We start from the raw sequence: 17,083 nt of genomic DNA on the forward strand, positions 1-17,083 counted from the left end.
CCGGGTGCCGTCAGACTGAATGAATGCAAACCTTCCTCCCGTACCCTGACTTCCGGCAGAGCGCCGCAGCACTGGACACCGCCCGGCTCGGCAAACAACGGGTCGAGGCGCTGCAGACGCTCCGCGCCCTGGTCATTCCCGGATACGGCTGGCAGACCCACCCGGCCATCCGCATGTGGATGGGCTACGTCCCGGCGCTGACCATGTACGGGCTGGCGATGGTGGATGAATGGACCAGGCGCGGGCACCCGGACAACACGCGAGCGAACATCACCGAGTTCGCACCGCAGGCGGCACACCCGGACTACGCCGGCAAGATTCCCATGCCCCCGTGGCTGGGGGACCCGGACGTCCACCTCAGCCACCGCTCCAAACTGGTCCACAAGGAACCCAAGTTCTACAGCCCGGTCTTCCCCGACGCTGTGCCCGACATGGATTACGTGTGGCCGGAACCCCGGCATGAGTTCTTGCCACGGGAGCCAGAGGGCGACATTCTTTGGATCCTCCGCGACCCGCACGACGCCGTCGATCCCCAGACGCTGGACACGGTGGCGCTTCCGCCCGTGAGCGGCAGCATCGGCGCGCCCGGCGCCGAGGACTACTCCCCCTTGTATCTTGAGGAGACTTCACGCCGCCCGTCCCGGCAACCGCGGAAGGCCCCGGCCAAGCCGCAGGCGAAGAAGCCCACTCGCAAGCGCCTGGCGCAGGAGGAGGCGTTCTCCACTCTTCCGGGCAAGACACCGGTGGCTGTCCCGTTCGAGCATGGACAGAAGTTTGCGGTGGGACAGGTGGTGGGGCGGCCCATCACCCTTGAGGACGGCAGGTTCGGCCGGCACTTCGAGGTCACTGAAATTATTGACCGGTCCGCGTTCGCCTACCCGGCCCTCCTCCAGGACCCGCGCGTGTTCTTCGCCGTTGAGGCTCCCTAGCCATGACGATCCTGCTGGCAGGCTGCGGCGACCTTGGCACGGAAGCGGGCCTTCGGTTCGCCGCACTGGGACACCGGGTGGTGGGTTGGCGCCGCTCCCCCGGGAAACTGCCTGCCGCCATCGAAGGTGTGGCGGCTGACCTGGGCGCCCCGGGCCTTCCGAGCGTCCCCAAGGACACCACCGCCGTCGTGATTGCCGTTGCTGCCGACGCTCCCACGGAGGACGCGTACCGGGCGGCCTACCTGGGCGGCGTCACGCACGTGCTGGACGCTTTGGAACGCGACGGCGTGCGGCCGGCACGGGTGCTTTTTGTCTCCTCGACGGCAGTCTACGGTGACGCAAACGGCGGTTGGGTGGACGAAGGCACTGCCCCTGCCCCGGGTGGATTCTCCGGACGGGTGCTGGTGGAAGCCGAAAATGTGTTGCGGGCCCGGCTGGCAGGAACCGGGACTGCGGCTGTGTCCCTTCGGCTGGGCGGCATCCACGGCCCGGGCAGGACGCGGCTGATCGACCAGGTGCGCAGCGGTTCGGCCGTTGTCCCGGAAGATGTCCGCTACACCAACCGGATCCACCGCGACGACGCTGCCGCCGCAATTGTCCACTTGGTGTCGATGGCCGCCTATCCTGCGCCCGTCTACATCGGCGTGGACGATGACCCCGCAGACCTCGGCAGTGTGCTACGGTTCCTGGCTGCCGCCATGGAAATGCCGGAACCGCCAGTGGGTTATGCCGGACCGGCGCGCGGCGGGAACAAGCGCTGCAGTAACGGCCTGTTGCGGGGCAGCGGCTTCACCTTCGCGTTCCCGTCATTCCGCGAGGGCTACCGGGACATCCTGGCGGGCAACGGCATCCGGCATCCGTAAATGCCGGCGGCTCCCCCGCCAGGCGTTTAGGCTGGCTGCTCAGGGACACGGCGGAGAGCGGAACGGGCAGCCATGGATTTTCGGCACATCATCGAGACGGTCGGGGAGTTCGTCGATTTCGCCGGGGTGGCCGTCATGGTCATCGGCGCCCTGGTGTCCATCCCCCTGGCGCTCCGCGGATACCGGCCGCGGCGCCTCCGTGCCGGCAACGAGGAGCTCAGCCTTTACCGGCTGTACCGGCAATTACTGGGCAGATCCATCCTGCTCGGGCTCGAGCTGCTGGTGGCGGCCGACATCATCCGGACCGTGGCCGTCACCCCCACCTTCGAGAGTGTGGGTGTACTGGCGGTTATCGTCCTGATCCGGACGTTCCTCAGTTTCTCGCTCGAACTGGAGATTACCGGGCGGTGGCCGTGGCAAAAGGAGTCCCCGAAGCCTGGCGATCCTGCCGCGGCACGTGCAGGCTAGGATCCCGAGGTCGGGTGCCAGTACCGCAGGCCGCCGCTGGTGGTGCCGCCGGGCGCCACATCGATCATGGCGTACGGGAACGCCCGGCGGTCCGACTGGTCCCGTCCGCGACCGCGGACGTCGGAACACCACGTGCCGGTGTTGATGTACCGGGTGGAGCAGTCCTCCAGCGGGGACTCCAGGGCCCTGTGGGTGTGGGCTGAAATGTACCAGGCCACCCCGGAACCGTGGGCCTCGAGGGTGCGGGCAAACCGGCCTGCAGCAGCGGGAGCCTCCTCGCTGGCGATGCTCCGTCCGGCGGCCGCAAGGACCATGCGGGAGGCGGTGCGCGGGACCGCCGACACCGTCCGGAACCTGGACAGGCGCGCCAGATCCCGAACCGCCGCCTCGTCGAGGGCAAGGCGCCGGGACTCGGTCTGCAGCAGCACGTCGTAGGCGCCCGACCTGACGCGCCGTTCCGCCCGCTCGGACGCCAGGCAGGCGCGCGCAACGGCTCCGGCACGGCTCAGGCGTGAACCCGATGGTTGGGCGTGCCAGGCGGCGAGCGGCGGCAGGTCCAGCTCGTCGGTGCCGTTGACCGCCGTGCGAAGCACCTCCGGGATGCGGTGCAGGGCGTGGTGCTGGTGCCCGTGCTCGGCGACGAGCACGTGGGGCACGTGCAGGAACCAGGGGTGGACCCGGACGCGCGTGGGCTCCAGGGATGACAGCAGGTCCGCCAGGCTGGCGGCAACGGAGGGCCGGGCCAGCTCCACGTCATGGTTGCCGCATACGAAATGCAGCTGCACGCCGCGGGCCGCGCACTCCTGCAGCGCCCGGAACGTGCCATCGTGCCGGGCAAGGATGGCCTTGAGCCGTGCCAGGCTCTGGTCCTCACTGAAGCCGGCCAGCTCGAATGTGTCACCGACGAAGACCACGTGCCGCTCCGGCCCCGCAGCCGCAAGCACCTCGTTCCGCAGGAATCCGGGCAGTTCCCTGCCCGGGTGGCGGGGATCGTCATCCGCAACACCCAGGTGGAGGTCGCTGAGGAGCCACCACCGCGCCCCGCGGCTCATGTGATCAGCTCCCACACGCGCGGAATGAAAAGGACCAGGAAAACCACCCAAACGGCGGCGACTGCGGTTCGACCGACCGTTCGGCTGACAGTCCGGCCGAGGAGCTTCGGGCGTCCCGGGTGCCCGGAGTCCTGTCCGGTATGACGCACCTCGAGCGCGACGAGGGTGATGAGCAGGGCGGCGGCAGCAAGCAGTCCGGGAAAATCGATCATGCCGTGGCCTCCTTGCGTGCCCGGGCCAAGCAGGCGAGGACAGTGATGGCGCCCATCGCGATCACGCACGCCTGCCATGACCACACGGTGAGGTAAAACATCGCCGCGGAGACGGCCGTGAGCATGGCGAGGCCAAGCGCCAGGACCAGCAGCGCGAAGAACGCGGCGTCGGTCACCGGCGTGAGCCGGGCCAGTGCCTGCCCCGGGAGGAGAACGAGGACCGCAATCGCCGCCAACGCCTGCAGCGGTGCAGGCAGCCCCACAAGGGTTACTAATGACAGCGCGATGGCAACGAGGCCAAGCGCCAGGGTGGGTCGGCTGACTCCGCCGCTCATGGTGTCACCCGGTACACGCGTGCGTCGGTGTTGCTGAACACCAGCTCCACGCCATCCTGCGCCTTTAGCCACTCTTCCATCTCCTGCATGTTGCCGGTGGTGCTGTCGCCCTGAAGCACGAGGCTGGCCTCTGCAGAACGCATGAGAAGCACGACGGCGCCGGCTGGGTTTTCCCGGGCGTAGCCATAGAAGGTCGGGCCGCAGGTTGCCGCGGTCAAGTCCTGCCGGCACAGGTCTTCGATTGCCCGGTAGGGGTGATCGAGGTAGGTCTCGGTGCGCCACGGCGTCGGGTGGGCCGCCGAGAGAATTGCTGCTCCAGGCGGTGCCAAGCTCTCCGCTGTGGCAACGGCTGCCATCTCATCGTCCGTGAAGACGTCATACTCCGCGTTCCCGAACCGGCCTGTCACCGTCATCGCGGCCAACAGGCAGAAGGTGACGACAAGGACCCCAACCATCCGGAAAGAGGGGCGCATGTTGCTGCTCTCTTGGGGAAGCAGGGCTGAACAGACCAGCAGGGCAACGAAGGGCAGCGCGAACAGGGAGACGCGGATGAGCATCTCCCCTCCGTACATCTGCGCCGGAAAGAGCAGCAGGGGGCCTGCGGCGAAGAGGACGACCCTGATATCTAGCCGCCGTCTACGCCAGTCGCGCAGGGCGCCCACCGCTGCGAGGACCCACAGCAGGACGGTGAGCACTACCCGAACCTGCACCACAAACACGTGGCCGGGAGTTCCGCTCACGCGCTCAGCGACGTTCGATTCCACCGCGGCGGACAGTCCTGCGTCCTCCATTGGGGGGTGCCCAATGAGGTAGGTGCTGGCGGGATAGACCAGCCAGAGCACCAGCACAATAGCGGCAATAAGGGGCAGCCGGCCGGGCCACACATGTCCGCTCAGGGTAAGAACGGCGATGACCAGGAGCAGCATAAAGGGCGTCAGCTGGTGACTGGCACAAATAACTGTGATGAGCAGGAGTGCTACCGCGAGAGCACCCACCCGGAACCCCCGGCGGGGGTCGACAGGCGAGCGCTCCCGCCACCACACCGCAAGGTTGGCCGGCCGAAAACCCCGGAACCGTGAAGGACGCGCGCCCAACGGGCCGATCAGCAGCACAGCCAAGACGAGGTACAGGAAGAAGCCGAAGGCCTGGGGCGACAGGTAGTCCTGGTCCTGCCAGTTTCCGAGGCAGAAGATCCAGAGCGCGAGCCACCGCCGTCGCGGGTCCTGGGTCAGATGGCGCAACAACACGGCCACGGCAAGGAGCCACAGCCCCACGTTGAACACGGGTGCCCAGAGGGCGACAGTCACCGGATCAAGACCGCTTGCCTCAAGTATCGTGGCCAGGAGGGCGAAGAACCCGGGCCAGTTGAAGTAGGCGTCGATGTTCGGATCCACCGCCTGCATGTCCGCGAGTGCATCGGTTATCCCGAGGTGACGGAACGCGACCTCACCACGCGGAACGTCGGTCACGAACGCTGCGGCCCCAAACAGCACGAGCACTTGCACCGCGAGGAGCCACATCATGACCAAGCGGCCCGCCGGGCCCGTGGCATCCCCGCGCAGCGCCACCACGAAGGTGACGTTCAGAAGCAGGACCCCAATCCAGTACGGGTACGGGAGTTCGGCGGCGAGCCCCAGGTCGCTCTCCACTGGCAGGACCACAGCGGAGGCCGCCCCTAAGGCAAGCGCCAGTGACGCGAGGCCGGCCAGTGCACACCAGACGTCACGTGGCTTCCAGCGTCCTTCAGTACGGCTGGTCGCTTCGATCGTGCTCGTCATGCCACTTCCTTCTTAACGCGCCGGAGGATGGCGAGGAGCCTGATACCCACTGCCGCGGCCCCGGTGGAGAGCACCACCAGCCAGGCAAGGGCCATCGCGCTGGAGCCCCTGTCGGCAGCCAAGAGCGCAGCGGTGCAGAGTGCGACTGCGAGCGTTACGCCGACTGCGATGGCCTCCACGTAGCGGCCGCGGGCCCGGCACACGGCGTTGTATGCCTGTAGCACTGCGTACGCGACCACGCCGGCCGCCAGCAGCCGAAGAGCACCGGCAGACGCGTCGGCGTATTGCTCCCCCAGCAGATGGAGCAGCGGGCGGGCGAAGACAACAAGGACTACGGCGGCCAGTCCGCCCACGGCGAGCGACCACCGGAGGGTGGCCCAGGTTGTCGCGACCAGGCGTTCAGGCTCCCGCACGCCCTCCGCAAACTGGACGATGCCCATCAGCATCGGGGCTGTGTAGGCGGCCCATGCCATCATCCAAGCCGGATACCAGTAGGCGGCGGCCTCCGGTGCCACCATATGCGCTAAAAGAAGCGGCAGCAGCAGTCCGGGGGCGCGCTCGCTGAGGGTCAGGAGCTGGTTCGGAATGCCCAGCATGAGCACGGCACGGCCATGTGCCGGACGCAGCGTGGGCCGCGGCCGATAACCGATAAGCCTTCGCAGCTGGACCGCACCGATGACGGCTGTCACGGCAGTCCCCAGGGTCCAGCAGGCCATCAGCAGGTCCACCGGGGCGGGATGCGCCTGCCAGGCCACAACGGCCACAGCCGCGAGCGAGACCACGCCGCCCACGGTGTACCTCAGGGTGGCGCTGGCACCTCGTCCCAATGCAACGAGCGCCTGGTCCAGCACCGTGCCCATTGTCCCTGTCACGGCGGCCAGGAGGAACATGAGCCAGAAGAGAGCAGATACCGACGCCGTTTCCGGTGCAACGGTCAGCTCCAGCACGAGGTAGCCGAGGGCCAGCACAGTACTGGCCAGCGCCACGATGCCGAATGCGGCGTCCAGTACCCGGGCCGGCGGCTCTCCCCGACCCACGGAGACAATCACGGCCGACCCGGCACCCAGCACGGCCAACTGCGCACAGATCAGCACCGCCGAAACTGCTGCCGTGGTGAGCCCCACCTCCCGCGCTGCTGCCGCGTGGGCGGCCACGATCCAGAAAGCGAAACCTGAGCCGGTCTGGGCGGCCTTGGCCAGGATGAGGCCGAGCGAGCTGCGCAGCGCGGAGTGCCGGACGACTGTTGAGACGTCCGTTGCAGCACCCCGCTGATCGCTCACGATGCGAAACCCTTCACCAATCCCGCGTAGTTGTACCAGCAGAAGGCGGCGTAGTACCGCAGCCACCGGGGCTGGCCGGAGGCGAGGCTCAGGGCGCTGCCGCGAACCGCGGCGGCGGCGGGCAGCAGAGCCAGCCTGACCCCGCGCCAGCCATGCTTGCGGATCATCTTTCCCAGCCCAGTTCCGTCCATGAGGAACTGGTCCAGCGCGAAGTCGAAGTCGTCGGCGGCAAAACGGTGCTCGACGAAGACTTTGCGCGATACACCCGTCCGCAGCCCCGACTGCCGCATCCGCCAGCGCAGTTCGATGTCCTCACCCGACTTGAACGAGTCGTCGAAGCCCACGCCCATCATCAGTTCCCGGTCGACGATCGTCGCGACGAGCCCGAACCAGTTGCGGCTGCGGCCAGTGCGGTGGTGGTGTGCCAGTGCCTGCCCCCAGTAGCCAGGTCCGGCGACGCTTTCCAGGCCTGCCTGGAGGGCGTCGTAGCCGTCCTCCACCAGTTCCTGGAGCAGGTCGGCCACCCCCGACGGGCCGAAGACGACGTCGGCGTCGACAAGCAGGACCCAAGGCGTGTTGCTGCTCCGGACCCCAAGCGTTCGGGCCCAGGGCAGGCCGCGCCCCTCGTCGCTCACCACCCGGGCTCCTGCTGCCCGGGCGATCTCGACGGTGCGGTCGGTGGAGAGTCCATCCACCACGATGATCTCGGCGACACCGGACTTGCGCAGGGCTTCCAGGCAGCGCGGGAGCAGGTGCTCCGCGTTGCGCGCCGGAACAACAGCGGTGACGTCGGCAGTGCTGTGACCCACGTCCGCCACCCCTTATGCCTGCTCGTCGAGGACCGCGGGCAGCAGCTCCTCGAGATGGCGGACAATGTCATCGGATGCCTGGTCCGCCGACCACGCGGCCGGCACCTGCAGCAGATGGCAGGGGCGGCCGTCGAGGGCCTTGTTAAGCACGAGGCCCTTGGCCGCAAAGTGCTCGCGCCAGGGGACGACGGACGTGGCCGCCAGGCCGGTCACGACCCGCTGGGAGAAGCCGGCCATCTCGATGTGGAAGTTGCCCATCATCCGGTCGACCATCCAGTCGGTGGTCTTCTCGAGGATCCGCGTATGGCTGCCTTCGTACCGCTCGATGTAGATGGAGGCCGCGAGTGGTGCCGATGTGGTCACTTCCCGTCCGGGAAATGCCGCTCCTGCGTCAACCATCCGGTGCTCGGGCGACCACTTGCGGGAGAAGTCCGCGAGCCTCGGATAACGGATGACGTACGGGTGTACCAGTGTTGTGAGGCGGCCTACGCTCTGCGAGAGCGACGACGGGACGAGGGGTTTCCGGACACCTTCAAACAGGTGCGGATAAATGTTCCGGTGGTGTGGCTTGATGAACATCGGCTTCGCGTAACCGAGCAGGGTGGAGTCCTCGGCGAGGAAGGCCCAGTCGTCGCCCATGAACGACCATCCTTCGCGCCGCATCAGCTTTGCAGCGGTGCTCGTCTTGCCGGTCCCACCGGCCGCGGGAAGTGCAATCGCGTGACCCCGGTAGGCCATCGTTGCCGCGTGGATCATCGCGGCTCCCCGGTCCACCATCGCAGCGTCGAGGACAGGCACTACCGACGTCAGCAGTTCACCCGCACCGTGAATGCGCCACTGCTCGGCGTCCCGGACCACCTGGACCCGGTCGGCATTGAAGCGCACGCTGTTGTCCGTGTACGCGAGCTCGTGCTCAAGGTGGCCTGCATCCGGCATCGGCTCCGGCCGGCCATCCACGACGATGTGGGCTGGCCGTTCGGCGTCGGTGGCGAAACACGCCAACATGGTCTTGAGCTGGTGGGCTGCCGGTGCCTGTGCATCAACGCTGATGTTGATGCGGCCATGGATGTCAAAGTTGAGTGCTTTGTTCTGTCTAGTACGCATGTTCGTCCCCTGTCTGGATGGTGTTTTGGTCGGATCGTGTTGCTGGACTGGACGGTGTCGGCCCCCGAGCCTTGCCGACGACGTTCACTGCACGTCCCGCCATGGACTCACTCCGGCCAGGACCGGCCGGTTCAGGGGGCGACCAGGCACATGGGCAAGCTGGCGTCCGCGGAGGTAGCCTGCCGATGTGTAGGCCACGACCGCCACGAAGGCAGCCGCGCGGCCAAGTCCGGAACGATCTCCGCGGGTCCAGTCATAGATCCCTGAGAAGAAGGCCTTGGGCAGGACGCTGCGGACGTACCGGCGTTCCGGGCCGAGGGCCCGCTTGTGCCCAACGACGTGGCTGACCTGGGCCTTCGAAATTCCCTCCGACCAGGACCTTGAAAGCATGTAGCGGACGGTTCCCCGGCTTGCAGGCACGTGGTGGCGCACCAGCGCTGCCGGCTCGTAGACGATACGGCTCCCGGGGGAGCCCATCGTGGACCGGATGCAGATCTCCGTCTCCTCGCACCCCAATGGAGTGGAGCCGCGCCGGCCCAGGGAGTGGTTGAAACCGCCCACCGTTCTGATGACATCAAGCCGGAAGGACATGTTGGCACCGATGACGTTCCTGACCTCGGATGCCACCCGTGGCAAGCCACGGTGGCTGCAGCCGACAATCCAGTCGAGTTCTTCTCCAAAGAAGCCGGGCCGTCCCGCTTCCCAGAGAGGCTCCACGCGGCCGCCCACGCCCAGCACCTCGGGATCGTCATAAAGGGCCATCAGGCGTTCTAGCCAGTCCGGTGCCGCCACAGCGTCATCATCGAGGAAGGCGACCACGTCCGAGTCTGCCAGGCCCACGCCGGTGTTACGGGCACCGGAGAGCCCTCGCGGGCCGGTGTTCCTTGCGACAGTGACGTCGTCAACAGTCTTGGCCAGCCGCTCGTAAAGTTCCTCGTTGTGGTCGATGACCACCAGGACTTCCTTCGGTGCGAAGGTCTGCGCCCGAAGGGACTCGATGACATCCAGCAGCCAGTCCCAGCGCTCAGCAGTGTAGGCGCAGATGATCACTGAGACAGTCGGGGAAGGTATGTACTCCATGTCAGGCCACGCTCACCACGGGAAGAACACTCAGCGGATCGGTGGGTGTCCGCGGGAAGCTCACGCTGGTGTAGGCGTACTTCACCCGGCGCAGCGCCTCGGGCCGTGCGCCGGCGGTGGGGGAATCCCACAGGAGGCACTCATGCGCCATTGTCCCCAGGACCCGCCAGCCGTCCCGGAAGGTCTGGAGGTTCGACACCCCGGAGATGCGGTCCAGCTCGAAGCTGGGAACCTCGGCGATTCGAAGGCCGGCCCTGGCGGCCCGGACGATCAGCTCGGTCTCGATTTCGAAGCCGTCGGATTCCAGCTGCAGGACATCCAGGCACTCCCGCCGGAAGGCGATGTAGCCGTAGCAAAGGTCGGAATAGTTGCTGTGCAGAACCGCGTTGGCCAGCCCGGTCAGCGCACGGTTTCCTGTGCGCCGCAGCCACGTCAGGTCCTCCGATCCCCCGCCCGTGACGTAGCGGGAACCTTTGACGAAGTCATAGTCATGCTGCAGTGGGGAAACGAACCAGCCGATTTCCTGTGGATCCATGCTTCCGTCGGCGTCCAGCATGACGATGATGTCACCGGTTGCGGCCGCAAATCCTGACCTTAGCGCCACGCCTTTGCCCTTGCGCTTCTCGTCCACCACAACGATGTCCTGGCGCACTGCCCGCGCCACTCCGACGGTGTTGTCCGTTGACCGGCCGTCGACGATTACCACCTCATCGACGTACAGCGGCATACGCCGAAGGACCCAGGGAATGTTCTGGGCCTCGTTCAAGGTCGGGATGACCACGCTGATCGATGCCCGCACCGGCGCTGCTGCGAGCTTGGAGAGCGAAATGGGTGGCTGGGTGGAGATAGACATATGCCTCACCTCTTCATGGCGTGTGGAGAACTCTGGCCAACGGGGAAGCACTGCTGAGTCAGCGCTTGTTGGGCCTTGGTCAGTTCCTTGGCCCGGGGTAGGTTGAGCTTATGGTTGCCCCGGCGGCTAATCACCAGTAATGAGTACTCGCCTTTTTAGTCGCGTTCTACTGGAGGGAATTGCCTGCTCCGGGAGCTAGGAGGGCAGGGGCCGGGCCCAGCAATCCGTGCTGTACATTGGGGGACTTGTCCCATGCGCAAGTTAGGTAGGGTGGGTACCCCGCCATGAAGAGGTAGGTTGCGGCCGCCCAAACCGCCGCGGAACGGCCGTTGCGTCCACCAACGCCCAAACGGGGCGGTGTGGCCCGAAAATGGGGCGGGGTGAAGGGATCTTGCTGGATCAGCACTTGGATGCCGGGTCGCTCTGGCCCAATCCGCCTGAGCTGCCACTGCCCGCCATTATGGGCCAGCGCTGGAGTAACGCAATCTTTCTCGACTGGCGAATCCCGGAACAAGAGGCTGCCCGCTTCATGCCGGCGGGAATCCAACCGGACGTGTTCGACGGTAGGTCATGGGTGGGCCTCATCGGATTCTGGTCGCGGATACAACACCACCATTGGAGCGCTCCGGGGACCACGGGCAACGGCGCCCGCGGCTACACGCTGCGCGATGGCCTCGTGGAAGCCGCCGGGATCAGAGTGAGCGGCCCGCCGGGGTCGGTCCTCTATTCTCCGGGGGTGCGCAGCCGGTTCGGGCGGCCGCGCGTAGTCACGGACCGGCGGTAGTCACCGGCAGGCGTTGTCCTCCAGCCCGCGGGAGGTTCAGGCGACGTCGCGCCAGCCCTGCCCCTCGCTGAAGGTGGCCACCAGCGTGCCAACGCCCGGCTGCAGTGAATTGGAGGGATCGAAGTACAGGCTCGCCTCTGAGGCCCGGCTGTGCGTGATCAGCTGTTCAGCTTCAAGCTTGGCCTCCGGCACAGTGGCGCCCATGATGCCGGTACGGGCGGGAAGCTCGGTGGTGTGTACCACCTCGGCGCCGGTCTGGGTCAGAGGAACGGTGGTGCCGGTATTGATCTCATCGTAGGGGAACGCAAACTCGGCATCGTCGGAGGCGGCAGGGATGGTGTACTCCAGGAAATAGGTCATGGATCCACCTTTGCAGATAGGCCCACGCTGCCGAAAGTCCGCGCACGCCCTCTCGCACAACGTCTTCCCACGTCAACACGGCCCTCCTATACTTACCGCATGTTGATGTCGCTGTGGTTCGGCGTCATAGCATCCAGTGCACTGATTCTGGGTGCCTTTATTGGTGTCCGGTTTGAGCTGCCCAAGCGCCTCCTGGCTATGCTGCTGGCCTTCGCCGCCGGTGCACTGATGACCGCCCTGGCTTTCGAACTGTTCGAGGATGCCTATGAACATGGCGGGATCGTCCGCGCAGCCATCGGGCTGATAGGTGGCGCAGTGGTGTTCACGGTCCTCAGCGCTCTGTTGGACCGGTGGGCGCAGCCCGGAAAGCAGGAGCAGGCGACACCTGCGGACGAGTTCGAAGGGAGCGCCAAGCTCGATACGGATGCCGCCGCGTCAGATAAACATGCCACTTCTGCCTCAACACGGGGAGCGGCAGGGCTGGCTTTGTTGGCCGCGGTCACCTTGGATGGCGTCCCGGAGAACGTTGCCCTGGGAATCGCGCTGGGAGAAGGCACCGGTGGGCTGGCCCTGCTCGCGGCAATTTTTGTCTCCAACTTCCCCGAGGCCCTGGTTGGCTCAGCATCCATGCGAAGCCAAGGACGCTCAACGGGCACCATCCTGGGTCTTTGGCTGGGGTGCGCGGCCCTGCTGGTCATCGCAGTTGTTGTCGGTGCGGGGCCGCTGTCCGGGACGGACCCCGAGGCCATCTCCATACCGTTGGCCTTCGCCGCCGGCGCCGTCATCGCATCCCTCGCGGACACCCTGATGCCGGAAGCCTATGAACACGGCGGCCCGGCGGTGGCCCTCAGCACGGCGGGCGGATTCGTCCTGGCCTTCGTCCTGTCCCTGGCCTAAGCCGATACCGGCCTATTTCCCCAGCCCTGCCCTGCGGAGCGCTTCTGCCATGGCTGTGTTCACGGGTTCCGGCTTCGACGACGATCCACGGCCGCCCGCGCCGCCGGAGGTGTTCCGGCCGGCGTTCTTTTCCGGGTCCTGGCGCCTGCGCCCGGGGTCCTGCTGTGCCCCGCGCCCGGCAGGCTGGCGCCGTCCGTCCGACTTCTCCGCAGCAGGCTTGCCCGCACCGGCACCCCGGGCGACCCTCCCACCTCCGGTGGGTTCGTCGTCGAGCCTTAAGGTCAGGGAGATCCGCTTACGCTCCGGATCAGCCTCCAGAACCTTCACCCGGACCACCTGGCCGGACTTGACTACCTCCCGGGGATCTGACACGAACCGGTTGGCCAGGGCGGACACGTGGACCAGCCCGTCCTGGTGGACGCCAACGTCCACGAACGCTCCGAACGCCGCGACGTTGGTCACGGTGCCCTCGAGCACCATCCCAGGCTTCAGGTCTGAAATTTTTTCAATGCCCTCGGAGAAGGTGGCGGCAGCAAAGGCAGGGCGCGGATCCCGGCCGGGCTTGTCCAGTTCGGCCAGGATGTCGGTGACGGTGGGCAGGCCGAAGGTATCGTCCACAAAGTCCCTGGCATCCAGCGAGGAAGCGGGCGCGGACCCGGCCGCAACCAGGATCTTCCGCGCCACTGCGTAGGACTCCGGATGGACGCTGGACGCGTCCAGCGGCTCCGCTCCCCCGGTGATCCGCAGGAAGCCCGCGCACTGCTCAAAAGCCTTGGCTCCCAGCCTTGGCACCTTCTTCAGGTCGGTGCGCCGGGCGAACGGGCCGTGCTCGTTCCGGTAGGCCACGATGTTTTCGCTCAGCAGGGGCCCGACGCCGGCAACCCGGCTGAGGAGCGCGGGTGAAGCGGTGTTGACGTCCACCCCGACGGCGTTGACGCAGTCCTCCACCACGGCATCGAGGCTGCGGTCCAGCTTCGACGCCGTCACGTCATGCTGGTACTGCCCCACGCCGATGGATTTGGGGTCGATCTTTACCAGTTCCGCGAGCGGATCCTGGAGCCGCCGCGCGATGGACACCGCGCCACGCAGCGAAACATCCATGCCCGGCAGTTCGGCGGCTGCGAGCGCTGATGCCGAGTACACGGACGCGCCAGCTTCGGACACCACCAGCTTCTGCGGCTTACGGTCCACGTCCGGCAGGAGCTTGATCAGCTCGGCGGCGAGCTTGTCCGTCTCCCGGGACGCGGTGCCGTTGCCGATGGCCACGAGTTCGACGGCGTGCTGGCGCGCCAGCTTCACCAGGGTGGCCAGGGCTTCGTCCCACTTCCTGGCGGGGGCGTGCGGGTACACGGTGTCGGTGGCCACCACTTTTCCGGTGCCATCCACCACAGCCACTTTGACCCCCGTGCGCAGGCCCGGGTCTAGGCCGAGCGTGGCACGGTTGCCGGCGGGAGCTGCGAGGAGAACGTCGCGCAGGTTGGCGGCGAATACGCGGACGGCTTCGTCCTCGGCTTCGGCGAACATCCTGCCGCGGAGGTCTGCCGTGAGGCGGGCCAGCACGCGGGACCGCCACGCCACCTGTGCGGTCTGCATCAGCCACGCGTCGGCGGGCCGGCCGCGGTCGGCGACCCCGAGGCACCTGGCAACCGCGGACTCGTACCGGGAGCGGGCGGCGGTGAGGGCGTCGTCGTCTGCGGGATCTGCCTCGGCAAGGTCGAGCTCGAGGATGCCGTCTTTCTCACCGCGCAGCAGCGCGAGGACCCGGTGCGACGGCATGCCGGAGGGAGCCTGCGCGAACTCGAAATAGTCCGCGAACTTCTGGCCGTCCGCTTCCTTGCCCTTCTTCACGCGGGAAACCATACGGCCCTGGGTCCAGAGCCGCTCGCGCAGGGTGGCGGCCAGGTCGGGATCCTGCGCCACGCGTTCCACCAGGATGGCGCGGGCACCGGCGAGCGCAGCGGCGGCGTCGCCGATCGCATGCTCGGTGTTGAGATACTTTGCAGCCTCCCGCTCAGGGTGCAGGTCGGGCCGCTTGAGGAGGGCCTCGGCCAGCGGTTCCAAACCTGCTTCCCGGGCGATCTGCGCCTTGGTGCGCCGCTTGGACTTGAACGGCAGGTAGATGTCCTCCAGCCGGGACTTGGTGTCCGCGGCGAGGATCGCCTTCTTCAGCTCGGGGGTCAGCTGGCCCTGTGCCTCCACCGCTTCCAGGACGGTGCGACGGCGGTCCGCGAGCTCGCGGAGGTAGCGCAGGCGCTCCTCAAGGTCGCGGAGCTGGGTATCGTCCAGGGTCCCGGTGGCTTCCTTGCGGTACCGGGCGATGAACGGGACGGTGGACCCGCCGTCGAGCAGTTCCACCGCGGCCTTAACCTGCCATGCCTTGACGCCCAGCTCAGTGGCGATTTGGGCGTAAATGGCGTCGCCGGCAGTTGGCGCTGCAGAACGAACGGACGTGGGTGCTTGGGGCAGTTGAGTCACCAGAACATCTTGCCTTACCCGCCTGCGCCGCTCCACCGCTGCCGGCGCAGGAACGGAGCATGGGGGGGCCCGGCGCGGGTATTCCGCTCACGCCCGCAAAGTGCTGTAGTGGAGGTGCCGTCACTGGGACAACAAAGCTCAAGGAAGAGGCCGCCATGCGGGAACTGCTGATTGTGTTTCAGGAGGGGTTCGAGGAAGCCAATATCACCGTGACGGTGAACGGGAAACAGGCGCGGCGGGACCTTGGGGTGTCCACCAATCCGATCCTTGGCATAGCGTCGGAGGTGTCCGTGGAACTGCCGGCGAAGGGCGCCCAGGTGGGCGTGGAGGTGACGAACCGCGGGCTCAAGGCGATCACGAAGGTTTCCGGCAAGCCGAAGAGCGTGCTCGTATCCATCGAGGACGGCAAGCTGGTGATGAGGGAAGGGACCGGCCGGGAAGCCGTTTTGTAGGCCCCTTCGGCCGCTGCAGCAGCTACGGTGGCAGAGGTCTAGCAAAAGTAAATTCGATGGAGTAGCATCTGATCACCGCCGGCTTCCAGAGGAGTCCGGCGGGCCACACTGAATCGTAAGTCGGTCGGAAGTCGTCGGATGGCTTCCGGCCCCGCTGCCGGGACAGCACACCGAGCAGCAACGACGGCGGCACCCACTTGCAGGTGCCGCCGTCGCCATGTGTCCGGGCCGGCTAGCCCTGGTAGGCGGGGTAGTCGATGTACCCCTTGGCGCCTTCTGCGTAGAAGGTGGAGGCATCCGGCTCGTTGAGCGGAAGTGCTTCCTTCCAGCGCCGCGCCAGGTCCGGGTTGGCGATGGCAGGCCGGCCCACCACCACGGCGTCGGCGTGGCCGTCGGCAATCAGGTTTACCGCCTCTTCCCGGGTGGTGACCACACCGAAGCCCGTGTTGACCAGGAAGGTGCCGCCGAAGCGTGCGCGGAGGTCCTGGACGAGTTCACCGGCGGGTTCGTGGTGCAGGATGCTCAGGTAGGCGAGGTTGAGCGGGGCGATGCTGTCCACCAGGACTTCGTAGGTGGCGCGCACGTCCGCCGGATCGGTTTCGGCGATGCCCTGCACGTTGTGTTCCGGGGAAATGCGGATGCCCACGCGGTTGGCGCCCAGCGCTGCCACCACGGCGTTGACCGTCTCGATGACGAAGCGGGCCCGGTTTTCCGGCGAGCCGCCGTAGCTGTCGTTACGGACGTTCGAGTTGGGTGCCAGGAATTCATGGAGCAGGTAGCCGTTGGCGGAGTGCAGCTCCACGCCGTCGAAGCCGGCGTCGACAGCGTTTAGCGAGGCATCGACGATTTCCTGGATCAGCAGGGGCAGTTCGTCGGTGGTGAGGGCGTGCGGAACCGGGTACGGCTGCTTTCCGGAGGGGGCCCGGACGTCACCCTCGATGGCGACGGCGCTGGGCGCCACAAGCTGGTGGCCTCCGGTGATGTCCGGGTGCGAAACCCGGCCGCCATGCATGATCTGCGCGAACATGCGGCCGCCTTCGGCGTGCACGGCGTCCGTGACCTTCTGCCAGCCTGCGATCTGTTCCTTCGTGAAGATGCCGGGCTGGCCAGGGTAGGAGCGGCCCGCGGGGCTGGGGTAGGTGCCTTCGCTGACGATGAGGCCCAGGGAGGCGCGCTGGCGGTAGTGTTCTGCGACGAGCGGGCCGGGGACGCCTTCCTCACCGGAGCGGAGCCGGGTCAACGGCGCCATGACCAAGCGGTTGGGAAGTTCAAGCTCGCCGAGGGTGAGAGGGGAAAACAGCATGCGCAGTTCCTTTCGAAGGCTAAAGACGTACTGCCCATGCCAACTGGGA

At 66.9% G+C, this 17,083-nt stretch carries 18 protein-coding genes; 6 read left to right on the top strand and 12 right to left on the bottom strand.

From position 1 onward, the window contains the following. Nucleotides 1-23 precede the first annotated feature (23 nt). From AC5RUO_RS17070 to AC5RUO_RS17080, 3 genes are all read left to right on the top strand, one after another. The gene (locus AC5RUO_RS17070; protein ID WP_494104127.1) at nucleotides 24-929 is read left to right on the top strand and encodes an MSMEG_6728 family protein; all 906 of its coding nucleotides are present in this window, start codon (nucleotides 24-26) and stop codon (nucleotides 927-929) included. A gap of 2 nt (nucleotides 930-931) precedes the next feature. After that, nucleotides 932-1,792 (top strand): NAD-dependent epimerase/dehydratase family protein, encoded by an 861-nt coding sequence (locus tag AC5RUO_RS17075; protein ID WP_494104128.1) that lies wholly within the window; start codon nucleotides 932-934, stop codon nucleotides 1,790-1,792. A gap of 72 nt (nucleotides 1,793-1,864) precedes the next feature. Beyond that, nucleotides 1,865-2,260 (top strand): DUF1622 domain-containing protein, encoded by a 396-nt coding sequence (locus AC5RUO_RS17080; protein ID WP_494011641.1) that lies wholly within the window; start codon nucleotides 1,865-1,867, stop codon nucleotides 2,258-2,260. On the opposite strand, the gene AC5RUO_RS17085 is transcribed toward AC5RUO_RS17080, so the two are convergent. The 9 genes from AC5RUO_RS17085 to AC5RUO_RS17125 form a co-directional block, all read right to left on the bottom strand. After that, nucleotides 2,257-3,312, bottom strand: a complete 1,056-nt coding sequence (locus tag AC5RUO_RS17085; protein ID WP_494011642.1) for a metallophosphoesterase family protein — start codon at nucleotides 3,310-3,312, stop codon at nucleotides 2,257-2,259. The genes AC5RUO_RS17080 and AC5RUO_RS17085 overlap by 4 nt on opposite strands. Further along, nucleotides 3,309-3,524 (bottom strand): hypothetical protein, encoded by a 216-nt coding sequence (locus AC5RUO_RS17090; RefSeq protein ID WP_494011643.1) that lies wholly within the window; start codon nucleotides 3,522-3,524, stop codon nucleotides 3,309-3,311. Before AC5RUO_RS17090 ends, AC5RUO_RS17085 begins: the two co-directional genes overlap by 4 nt. Next, nucleotides 3,521-3,859, bottom strand: coding sequence for a hypothetical protein (locus AC5RUO_RS17095; protein ID WP_494011644.1), 339 nt, complete (start codon nucleotides 3,857-3,859; stop codon nucleotides 3,521-3,523). The genes AC5RUO_RS17090 and AC5RUO_RS17095 overlap by 4 nt, the downstream gene beginning before the upstream one ends. Beyond that, nucleotides 3,856-5,637, bottom strand: a complete 1,782-nt coding sequence (locus tag AC5RUO_RS17100; protein WP_494011645.1) for a glycosyltransferase — start codon at nucleotides 5,635-5,637, stop codon at nucleotides 3,856-3,858. The genes AC5RUO_RS17095 and AC5RUO_RS17100 overlap by 4 nt, the downstream gene beginning before the upstream one ends. After that, nucleotides 5,634-6,917, bottom strand: coding sequence for a lipopolysaccharide biosynthesis protein (locus tag AC5RUO_RS17105; protein WP_494011646.1), 1,284 nt, complete (start codon nucleotides 6,915-6,917; stop codon nucleotides 5,634-5,636). The genes AC5RUO_RS17100 and AC5RUO_RS17105 overlap by 4 nt, the downstream gene beginning before the upstream one ends. Beyond that, nucleotides 6,914-7,726, bottom strand: a complete 813-nt coding sequence (locus AC5RUO_RS17110) for a glycosyltransferase family 2 protein (protein WP_494011647.1) — start codon at nucleotides 7,724-7,726, stop codon at nucleotides 6,914-6,916. The genes AC5RUO_RS17105 and AC5RUO_RS17110 overlap by 4 nt, the downstream gene beginning before the upstream one ends. 12 nt (nucleotides 7,727-7,738) lie before the next feature. Beyond that, entirely contained in the window at nucleotides 7,739-8,830 is a 1,092-nt protein-coding gene (locus AC5RUO_RS17115; protein WP_494011648.1) for a hypothetical protein, read from the bottom strand. Nucleotides 8,831-8,914: 84 nt separating this feature from the next. After that, complete coding sequence (locus AC5RUO_RS17120; RefSeq protein ID WP_494011649.1) at nucleotides 8,915-9,910, bottom strand: glycosyltransferase family 2 protein; 996 nt, start codon at nucleotides 9,908-9,910, stop codon at nucleotides 8,915-8,917. Between the two features lies 1 nt (nucleotide 9,911). Beyond that, on the bottom strand, nucleotides 9,912-10,763 hold the full coding sequence (locus AC5RUO_RS17125) for a glycosyltransferase family 2 protein (protein WP_494011650.1): 852 nt from the start codon (nucleotides 10,761-10,763) through the stop codon (nucleotides 9,912-9,914). Between the two features lie 460 nt (nucleotides 10,764-11,223). Between AC5RUO_RS17125 and AC5RUO_RS17130 the strand changes: the two genes are divergently transcribed. Further along, entirely contained in the window at nucleotides 11,224-11,547 is a 324-nt protein-coding gene (locus AC5RUO_RS17130; RefSeq protein WP_494104176.1) for a DUF2071 domain-containing protein, read from the top strand. A gap of 36 nt (nucleotides 11,548-11,583) precedes the next feature. On the opposite strand, the gene AC5RUO_RS17135 is transcribed toward AC5RUO_RS17130, so the two are convergent. Next, nucleotides 11,584-11,907: a hypothetical protein gene (locus AC5RUO_RS17135; RefSeq protein ID WP_494104129.1), complete on the bottom strand. Its 324-nt coding sequence runs from the start codon at nucleotides 11,905-11,907 to the stop codon at nucleotides 11,584-11,586. Nucleotides 11,908-12,006: 99 nt separating this feature from the next. Here AC5RUO_RS17135 and AC5RUO_RS17140 point away from each other — a divergent pair, with 99 nt between their 5' ends. Beyond that, entirely contained in the window at nucleotides 12,007-12,804 is a 798-nt protein-coding gene (locus tag AC5RUO_RS17140; RefSeq protein WP_494104130.1) for a ZIP family metal transporter, read from the top strand. A gap of 12 nt (nucleotides 12,805-12,816) precedes the next feature. Here the strand turns inward: AC5RUO_RS17140 and AC5RUO_RS17145 are convergent, their stop codons facing one another. Beyond that, nucleotides 12,817-15,279 carry a Tex family protein gene (locus tag AC5RUO_RS17145; RefSeq protein ID WP_494104131.1) on the bottom strand — a complete coding sequence of 821 codons (2,463 nt, stop codon included), beginning with the start codon at nucleotides 15,277-15,279 and terminating at the stop codon, nucleotides 12,817-12,819. A gap of 155 nt (nucleotides 15,280-15,434) precedes the next feature. On the opposite strand from AC5RUO_RS17145, the gene AC5RUO_RS17150 reads away from it, so the two are divergent. Further along, complete coding sequence (locus AC5RUO_RS17150) at nucleotides 15,435-15,731, top strand: hypothetical protein (protein WP_494011654.1); 297 nt, start codon at nucleotides 15,435-15,437, stop codon at nucleotides 15,729-15,731. Nucleotides 15,732-15,963: 232 nt separating this feature from the next. On the opposite strand, the gene AC5RUO_RS17155 is transcribed toward AC5RUO_RS17150, so the two are convergent. After that, on the bottom strand, nucleotides 15,964-17,034 hold the full coding sequence (locus tag AC5RUO_RS17155; protein WP_494104132.1) for an alkene reductase: 1,071 nt from the start codon (nucleotides 17,032-17,034) through the stop codon (nucleotides 15,964-15,966). Between the last annotated feature and the right edge of the window lie 49 nt (nucleotides 17,035-17,083).

Source organism: Arthrobacter sp. Y3221087 (genome assembly GCF_059089905.1).